This is a genomic window from Pseudomonas sp. FSL R10-1350 (assembly GCF_009600525.1).
Taxonomy (GTDB): Bacteria; Pseudomonadota; Gammaproteobacteria; order Pseudomonadales; family Pseudomonadaceae; genus Aquipseudomonas; species Aquipseudomonas helleri.
On record NZ_WIVR01000108.1, the window covers coordinates 1 to 8,216 of the forward strand.

Here is an 8,216-nt window from a genome sequence, read left to right on the forward strand (position 1 = left end):
TGCTTGCCGTGCCCGGTGATCACGCGGGTACCCAGCACGTAGTCACGCACCGATCCGGCCCACGGGCGACGTGGCCCGGACAGCCCGCTGGCGACCATGCCGCCCACGGTTGCGTGGCTGCCGAAAGACGGCGGTTCGCATGGCAACATCTGTTGCGCCGCGTCCAGGGCTGCGGCCAGTTCACTCAGTGGCGTGCCGCAGCGAGCGGTGATCACCAATTCCGTCGGGTCGTAGCTGACGATGCCCCGGTGGCTGCGGGTGTCGAGCACTTCGCCAGTCATCGGGCGGCCCAGAAACGCCTTGCTGTCAGCCCCCTGAATGCGCAAGGGCGTGGCGCTGTGCAGGGCCTGGTTGACCTGCTGCAGCAACGCGGCGCTGTTGTCGACATCATGTTCACTGCGCATCAAAAACGCTCCAGTTCAGGGAAGGGCAACTGGCCCATGTGCACGTGCATCGCGCCAAATTCGGCGCAGCGGTGCAGGGTGGGGATGTTCTTGCCGGGGTTGAGCAGCCCGCCGGGGTCGAACGCGGCTTTGACGGCATGGAACAGGGTCAGCTCATCACTGTTGAACTGCGCGCACATCTGGTTGATTTTTTCGCGGCCCACGCCGTGTTCGCCGGTAATGCTGCCGCCGACTTTCACGCACAGTTCGAGGATCTTGCCGCCCAGCGCTTCGGCGCGGTCCAGCTCGCCGGGTTGGTTGGCATCAAACAGGATCAACGGGTGCATATTGCCGTCACCGGCGTGAAACACGTTGGCCACGCGCAAGTCGTATTCGGCTGACAGTGCAGCGATCGCTTGCAACACGCCGGGCAGCTCGCGGCGTGGGATGGTGCCGTCCATGCAGTAATAGTCCGGCGAGAGGCGGCCCACCGCCGGGAACGCATTTTTGCGTCCGGCCCAGAACCGCACGCGCTCGGCCTCATCCTGGGCCTGGCGCACTTCGGTGGCCCCCGCGAGTTCCAGCACCTGGCGCACGCGCTCGCAGTCATCGTGCACGTCGGCCTCTACGCCATCGAGTTCGCACAACAGGATGGCTTCGGCGTCGACCGGGTAACCGGCGTGGATAAAGTCTTCGGCGGCGCGAATCGCCAGGTTGTCCATCATTTCCAGACCGCCCGGAATAATCCCCGCCGCAATGATGTCGCCCACCGCGCGCCCGGCTTTCTCGACCGAATCGAACGCGGCCAGCAGCACCTTGGCGGTTTGCGGCTTGGGCAGCAGCTTGACGGTGACTTCGGTGATTACCCCGAGCATGCCCTCGGAACCCGTGAACAGCGCCAACAGGTCCAGCCCCGGCGAGTCGAGTGCTTGCGAGCCGAGGGTCAGGTGTTCGCCGTCCACCGTGAGGATCTCGACCTGCAACACGTTGTGCACGGTCAGGCCGTACTTCAGGCAATGCACGCCACCGGCGTTTTCGGCCACATTACCGCCAATCGAACAGGCGATTTGTGACGAAGGGTCCGGCGCGTAGTACAAGCCATAGGGCGCGGCAGCCTGGGAGATCGCCAAGTTGCGCACCCCCGGCTGAACCCGCGCGGTGCGGGCGGCGGCATCGATGTGGAGGATGTTGTTGAAGCGCGCCATCACCAGCAGCAAGCCTTTTTCCAATGGCAAGGCGCCGCCCGACAAGCCCGTGCCCGCGCCGCGTGCGACCACCGGCACCTTGTGCTCATGGCAGAGCCGCAGCACGGTCTGCACCTGCTCAAGATGATGGGGCAGGACCACCAGCATCGGCGTGGTGCGATAGGCCGACAGACCGTCGCACTCGTAGGGCTTCAGTTCCTCAGGCTCATGCAGGATTTTCAGGTCGGGCACCTGTGTTTGCAGGGCCAGCAGCAGCGCTTTTTTGTCGACGTCGGGCAGAACCCCGTCGACGGCTTCGTCGTAAAGAATATTCATGGTCGGTGGGCGACACCTGTTTATTTTTATTAGAGGTCCGTTGCCGGAGAGTGCTGGCTTGCATCATTGGCCCGAGGCGATTTACTGTCCATACGTTGTTGAACTGGTCGAACCAGTTTTTGCAGCGCCGCTTGTTTGTTTCAAATAAAAATAAATTTAAAAACAATGCGTTAGGTGTATGCGCAAACCGACAGGATTGTGCCGACCGAACTGGTCGTACCAGTTGGAGGGTTTATGGACAGAATGGAATTACCGCGTAACCCGCAAGTGGCCGATGTGGTGTGTGAGCGCATCGAGCGCCTGATCGTTGATGGCGTCCTCAAGACCGGGCAGTTGCTGCCCTCGGAACGGCGCCTGACCGAAAAACTCGGCGTGTCCCGTACCGCCCTGCGTGAAGGCCTGAAGCTGCTGCGCGCTCGCGGCATCATCAAGACCGAGCAGGGCAAGGGTTCTTTCGTTGCTGATCTTTCCGGCGAGGCGAGCGCGTCGCCGCTGATGCACTTGTTCAGCTCGCAACCGCGCACGCTGTATGACCTGTTTGAAGTGCGCAGCTTGCTGGAGGGCGAATCTGCACGGCTGGCCGCCTTGCGCGGTACTGACGCCGATTTTGTGCTGATCACCCGCAGTTATCACGCCTTGCTCGATGCGCATAACCGCTCTCTCGATGCGTCTGCCCATGCACGCCTGGACCATGCCTTTCACCTGGCCATTTGTGAGGCGTCGCATAATCCGGTGCTGGTGCAGACCCTGCGTTCACTCACTGATCTGTTGTTGAACACGGTGTTTGCGTCGGTCAATAACCTCTACCACCGCGAGCCGCAAAAGCGCCAAATCGACCGCCAGCACGCGCGGCTGTACAACGCCGTGACCGGTCGCTTGCCGGAGCAGGCGCGCAAGGCCGCCATCGCCCATATTCAGAGCATCAGTGAAAGTCTTAAAGAGATCGAAAACGAAGAACAGCGGCTGGTGCGAGCGACGATGCGCCTGGAGGGGTGGAGCTGAACATAGCGTCCAGCTCCTGTGTTGCGGGGTCAGGCCACTTTGCCGCGGATGGTCAACAGGCTGATGCCCAGGCCCATAAACGAGGCGCCAAACAAGCGGTTTAGGGCTTTGGCCCGCGCTGGCGTCGCCAAATAGCCTTTTAGCGTCTGTGCGAGCAGGGCATAAAACAGGTGAGCGACAATCGAGCAGCCGGCAAACGTGATGATCAGCACGGCCAGGTAAGACAGGCTGGAGTCACCGCCCTGAATGAACTGCGGCAAGAAGGCGGCAAAGAACAGGATGGCTTTGGGGTTGGTAATCGCGACCGAGAAGCCCTTGGTGAACAGCTTCCAGCCCGACAGATTTTCTGAAGGATTGGCCTGCACGTTATCAAACGCGCGATTGCGGCTGCGCCACTGTTTGATGCCTAGATAAATCAGGTAACTGGCCCCCGCGACCTTCAGTACCAGGAATGCCGTGGCAGACGCGATTAATAGTGCACCGAGGCCGGCACTGGTGGCCGAGGCAATCAGCAGCAGCCCGATGGCATTGCCCAGCGAACCGATCATCGCCCGCCACGGGCCATGGCTGATGGAGTTGGACAACGACATGATCACCGCAGGCCCGGGGGTGAGCGTCACGAGCATGGCGATAAAGGTGAAGCTCAGCCAATCATTTAATGAAACCAAAGGGGAACTCTCCGCAAGACCCACACAGCAGGGGCTGCAAGATTCTCATAGAGCGGGTGCTAACGCTACACCGCGCACGTCCTGTAGCCGCTGACGAGGTACGAGGCTGCGATGCGGGCCGAAGGACCGCCGTTGGTATTCGATTTGAATACTTGTAGGAGGATCTGCATTGCGATCATTCAGAAGATCAAAAGATCGCGAGGCAAGCTCGCTCCTACAGTTTTCATCGTGCACGCCCGTTCTGATTGTGCCCAGTGATGGCGCACCCGCCGCGCACCAAAAGCGGCCGCGCATGATCGATGCCGATGCATCCGCATGCGTATTTTTATGAAATTTTATTCATTTTTAGTGGTTTTGACAGGCTGGCATAGCCCTTGCTCCAGGCCCTTGCAGGCACAGATATTTTCTTTCGCTTCAAAGGACTGATCATGCAAGAGCAAGCAATGGTTGTGAGCCGCCGCAAGGTGCTGAACTGGATCGGTGTGACAGCGGGTGCCGCTGCGATGTATCAGGCAATGAGCGCCTTGAGCTTTGCCGCGGAATCCACCTACGAGCGCAATTTTGCCTTGAGCGGCGCGCTCAAGGGCACCCGAGTATTGATTCTCGGGGCAGGGCTGGCGGGCATGACTGCCGCTTACGAACTGCGTAAGGCCGGGTACCAGGTCAAGGTCCTGGAGTTCAATGCCAAGCCGGGCGGGCGTTGCTGGACGTTGCGCGGTGGTGACCGCTTTACCGAGTTGGGCGGTGCGACCCAGCAGTGCGAGTTTGATAAAGGCTTGTACCTCAATCCCGGGCCGTGGCGTATCCCTTACCATCACCATGCAGTGCTCGATTACTGCCATAAGTTCGGTGTCGCGCTGGAGCCCTTTATTCAGGTCAATTACAACGCCATGGTGCATTCCACCAAGGCGTTTGGTGGCAAGCCGCAGCGTTATCGCGAGGTGCAGGCCGACTTTCAGGGGCATGTTGCCGAACTGCTGAGCAAGGCCGTCAACCAGCACGGCCTGGACCAGGCCCTGACCCGCGAGGACCGCGAACGCTTGCTGGAAGTGATGCGCAAGTGGGGCGCGCTGGATGCCAACAACGCGTACAAGAAATCCCTGGAAACCAGCCTGCGCCGGGGTTTTGCTGTGGATGATGGCGGCGGTCTGATGCCCGAGGCCGTGCCGTCCGAGCCCATTGACTGCAAGGCGCTGCTCGATTCCAACCTCTGGCAAAGCATCGCCAGCGGCCAGGAGTACGAATTCCAGAGCAGTATTTTCCAGCCGGTGGGCGGCATGGACATGATTGCTCAGGCCTTTCAGAAACAGGTGAATGACCTGATTCATTACAACGCCAAGGTCACGCGTATCCAGCAAGATGCCAACGGCGTGACCGTGACCTATCAAAACAGTGATGGCAGCGGCGGGGCACAGCAAGAGCAGGCGGACTGGTGCGTGTGCACCTTGCCGCTGTCGATCCTTGGGCAACTGCCCATCGACGTCAGCGCGCCGATGATGAGCGCCATTCGCGCCGTGCCTTACGAGTCTTCGGTGAAGGTCGGCTTGCAGTTCAAGCGGCGTTTCTGGGAGCAGGACGAGCATATTTACGGCGGCATCACCTACACCGACACGCCCGTCAGCAAGATCAGCTACCCGAGCACCGACTATGGCAAGCAAGGCAAGGGCGTGCTTCTGGGGGCGTATATCTGGGGCCCGAATGCCTACGAATTTACCGCCATGAGCCCGCAAATGCGCGTGCAAAAGGCTGTGGAGTTTGGCGCGCAGATTCACCCGCAATACCCCAGCGAATTCGAAAACGGCATCGCCGTTGGCTGGCATCGTGTGCCCTGGACTAACGGCTGCTACGGATTATGGACGCCCGAGACGCGCCAGCAGCACTACAAAAACCTGTGCCAGATCGACGGCCGCATTGTGCTCGCGGGTGAGCATGCCTCGTACATTCCAGCCTGGATGGAGGGCGCTATTTTGTCGTCGCACGATGCGATCAAGCGCCTGCACACCCACATTATCGCCAGCACTAAAACCGCCTGACAGGGAGTTAGCCATGCGTACGATTATGTCCACCGCTGTGTTGTGGGGCCTGATGGGCAGCGCGACGGCGTTTGCCGCTGACGCCCCGATCCTGTCCACCTCCGGCAAATTCGAAGAACAGACCGGCGAAGCGCTGTTTAATCAAGTCTGCCAGGGCTGCCACATGGCCCAAGGTCAGGGGGCTCACGGTGCAGGCGCTTACCCGGCGCTGTCGACCAACCCCAAGCTCGGCGCCAAGGTGTATCCGGTGTACATGGTGGCCTCCGGACAAGGCGGTATGCCGGGCTTCAAAAAGTACATGGATGACCAGCAGATTGCTGCGGTGGTCAACTATGTCCGCACACATTTTGGTAATCAATACCCCGATACGGTCACGGCCGAAGAGGTTAGGGTTCTCACCCAGCGCTGAAAGTCTCCATGGATTACGTTTTTTCATCCCTAAAGGAATAAACAATGTCGAAGACCATCATCACCACCGTCCTGCTGACCTCTTTGTTGGGCGGCCTCATGGCCACGCAGGTTAACGCTGCTGAAGTGATCCGGCACAAGCTGCCAAACTCTGATTTCCCGATCTCCCTGGCCGTGGAAATTCCGCCAGGGGCCACCGTGGTCAACCTCAGTGGTGTGGTACCGCCAATTGCCGACAGCAAGGCCGATCCCAAGACACTGGCCGCTTATGGCGACACCGAAGTGCAGACCGTCAATGTGCTGAAGAACATTGAAGGCACGTTAAAAAGTCTCAATTTGACCATGGGCGATGTGGTGAAAATGCAGGTCTATCTGGTGGGCACGCATGAAACCGGCAAGATGGATTTCGCCGGCTTTATGAAGGGCTACACCCAGTTCTTTGGCACGGCTGCCCAGCCCAAGCTACCAACCCGCTCAGCGTTCCAGGTGGCAGGTCTGGCCAACCCCAACTACCTGGTAGAAATCGAAGTGACGGCGGTTCGTCCATAACCTGATCCACGGCTTGACCCATGGTCAGCGAATACGCTGACCATGGTGGGTGGCTTTTAAACCTGGCCGCTGATAATCGCATCGGCAATGGTTGCGCAAAACCAGCGCAGCGCCGCCGAACTCTCACTGTTGGGGTTCCAGTGCAACGAGACATCGAACTCGGGCACCTGGAACGGCAAGTCCAGCATCTGCAACCCCCCGTCATGCACAAATAATCTGGCGATCTGCTCAGGCAGCACGGCCAGCAGGTCGGTGCCCGGAAGAATTTTCGGCAGCACGGAAAAATGCGGCACGTGCAGGTTGATCCGCCGCTCGACATTCATGCTCTTCAAGACGTCTTCAATGCTGCCGTGGCCGGAGGTACGGGTCACGGTGACGTGCCGTTCGGCGAGAAACTGTTGCGGATTGATGTGCTCGCGGATGCGCGGATGACTGGCGCTGAGCAAGCAGGTATAGCGCTCATGCATCAGCACCCGGTTGTGGGTGCCGGGCACCGGATGGCGGCAAATCGCGGCGTCGATCTTGGCGCTGGCCAGCCATTCACCCACCTGGTCGACCTGCAGCGGTATGACTTCGACCTCCGCCTGCGGTGCCTCGCGGTTCAGGCGCGCCAGAATCAGCGATAAAAAGCCCATCTCACCCAGATCCGAGAGCGCAATGCGAAAGCGTCGCTCAGTGGTTGCCGGGTCAAACTGGCGAGTGCTTTGCACGGCGCCCTCAATGCGTGTCAGGCAATCACGCAGCGTGGGGTAGAGCTGCTGCGCGACAAACGTCGGCTGAATGCCGTCTCGGGTGCGACTGAACAATTTGTCATCGAACAGCTCGCGCAGGCGGGCCAGGCCATAGCTCACGGAAGGCTGGGTGACGAACAGACGTTCTGCGGCCAGGGTCACGCTGCGGGCTTCATACAGAGTGATGAAGGTGCGGATCAGGTTCAGGTCGATGTGGCTCATGGCGGCTCAAGTGGCTACAGCGATATAGATGGGGCTTATTTTTAATAGAGATAGTATCGATTTGATCAATCAACTGGCAGCTGCAAGAGTAACCCAAAGTCTAAAAACAGCTGCAAGGGTCCCTATGAAAACCGTTCACTCTGCCACTTACGACATTCTGCGCGAGCAAGGCCTGACCACCATTTTTGGCAACCCCGGCTCCAATGAGCTGCCGTTTCTGAAGGGCTTCCCCGAAGATTTCAGCTACATCCTCGGCCTGCACGAAGGCGCCGTGGTGGGCATGGCGGACGGCTTTGCCCTGGCCACCGGCAAACCGACCTTCGTCAACCTGCACGCCGCAGCAGGCACCGGCAACGGCATGGGCGCGCTGACCAATGCCTGGTACTCCCACAGCCCGCTGGTGATTACCGCCGGTCAGCAAGTGCGCTCGATGATCGGTGTCGAAGCGATGCTGGCCAACGTCGATGCCGCGCAGTTGCCCAAACCTCTGGTGAAGTGGAGCCACGAACCGGCCTCGGCGCAGGACGTGCCGCGCACCCTGAGCCAGGCCATCCACATGGCCAGCCTGGCGCCCCGTGGCCCGGTGTATGTGTCCATTCCGTATGACGATTGGGCCTGCGAAGCACCGGCCGGGGTTGAGCACTTGGCCCGGCGCCACGTAGCAAGTGCCGGTGTGCCGTCGCCTGCGCAGTCGCACGAC

At 60.0% G+C, this 8,216-nt stretch carries 9 protein-coding genes; 5 read left to right on the forward strand and 4 right to left on the reverse strand.

Features of this window, described 5'->3' with window-relative positions; genetic code table 11:
* Both GHO25_RS24730 and glcD read right to left on the reverse strand, forming a co-directional pair.
* On the reverse strand, positions 1-404 hold a 404-nt coding region (locus GHO25_RS24730), incomplete at its 3' end, for an FAD-binding protein (protein WP_153393106.1).
* Complete coding sequence (glcD, locus tag GHO25_RS24735; protein WP_048369256.1) at positions 404-1,903, reverse strand: glycolate oxidase subunit GlcD; 1,500 nt, start codon at positions 1,901-1,903, stop codon at positions 404-406. The genes GHO25_RS24730 and glcD, both read right to left, overlap by 1 nt.
* A gap of 234 nt (positions 1,904-2,137) precedes the next feature.
* Here glcD and glcC point away from each other — a divergent pair, with 234 nt between their 5' ends.
* Positions 2,138-2,905: a transcriptional regulator GlcC gene (gene glcC, locus GHO25_RS24740; RefSeq protein ID WP_048369255.1), complete on the forward strand. Its 768-nt coding sequence runs from the start codon at positions 2,138-2,140 to the stop codon at positions 2,903-2,905.
* Between the two features lie 29 nt (positions 2,906-2,934).
* On the opposite strand, the gene GHO25_RS24745 is transcribed toward glcC, so the two are convergent.
* Positions 2,935-3,573, reverse strand: a complete 639-nt coding sequence (locus GHO25_RS24745; protein ID WP_048369254.1) for a LysE family translocator — start codon at positions 3,571-3,573, stop codon at positions 2,935-2,937.
* Positions 3,574-4,076: 503 nt separating this feature from the next.
* Here GHO25_RS24745 and GHO25_RS24750 point away from each other — a divergent pair.
* From GHO25_RS24750 to GHO25_RS24760, 3 genes are read left to right on the forward strand one after another with little or no spacing between them, the layout of a single operon-like run.
* The gene (locus GHO25_RS24750; RefSeq protein ID WP_153393116.1) at positions 4,077-5,606 is read left to right on the forward strand and encodes a flavin monoamine oxidase family protein; all 1,530 of its coding nucleotides are present in this window, start codon (positions 4,077-4,079) and stop codon (positions 5,604-5,606) included.
* A gap of 13 nt (positions 5,607-5,619) precedes the next feature.
* A complete protein-coding gene (locus tag GHO25_RS24755) occupies positions 5,620-6,015 on the forward strand; it encodes a cytochrome c (protein WP_053225416.1) in 396 nt (131 codons plus the stop codon).
* A gap of 44 nt (positions 6,016-6,059) precedes the next feature.
* On the forward strand, positions 6,060-6,563 hold the full coding sequence (locus GHO25_RS24760; RefSeq protein ID WP_153393110.1) for a RidA family protein: 504 nt from the start codon (positions 6,060-6,062) through the stop codon (positions 6,561-6,563).
* 56 nt (positions 6,564-6,619) lie between these two features.
* On the opposite strand, the gene GHO25_RS24765 is transcribed toward GHO25_RS24760, so the two are convergent.
* Positions 6,620-7,516 (reverse strand): LysR family transcriptional regulator, encoded by an 897-nt coding sequence (locus tag GHO25_RS24765; protein WP_153393113.1) that lies wholly within the window; start codon positions 7,514-7,516, stop codon positions 6,620-6,622.
* Between the two features lie 124 nt (positions 7,517-7,640).
* Here GHO25_RS24765 and GHO25_RS24770 point away from each other — a divergent pair.
* Positions 7,641-8,216: thiamine pyrophosphate-binding protein (locus tag GHO25_RS24770; RefSeq protein ID WP_256677322.1), on the forward strand; the 576-nt coding region annotated here is incomplete at its 3' end.

Excerpts from the sequence above, each read along its gene's own strand:
- glcD (WP_048369256.1), bottom strand. The coding sequence starts at position 1,903 with ATGAATATTCTTTACGACGAAGCCGTCGACGGGGTTCTGCCCGACGTC.
- GHO25_RS24765 (WP_153393113.1), bottom strand. The coding sequence starts at position 7,516 with ATGAGCCACATCGACCTGAACCTGATCCGCACCTTCATCACTCTGTAT.
- GHO25_RS24755 (WP_053225416.1), top strand. The coding sequence starts at position 5,620 with ATGCGTACGATTATGTCCACCGCTGTGTTGTGGGGCCTGATGGGCAGC.
- GHO25_RS24760 (WP_153393110.1), top strand. The coding sequence starts at position 6,060 with ATGTCGAAGACCATCATCACCACCGTCCTGCTGACCTCTTTGTTGGGC.
- glcC (WP_048369255.1), top strand. The coding sequence starts at position 2,138 with ATGGACAGAATGGAATTACCGCGTAACCCGCAAGTGGCCGATGTGGTG.
- GHO25_RS24750 (WP_153393116.1), top strand. The coding sequence starts at position 4,077 with ATGTATCAGGCAATGAGCGCCTTGAGCTTTGCCGCGGAATCCACCTAC.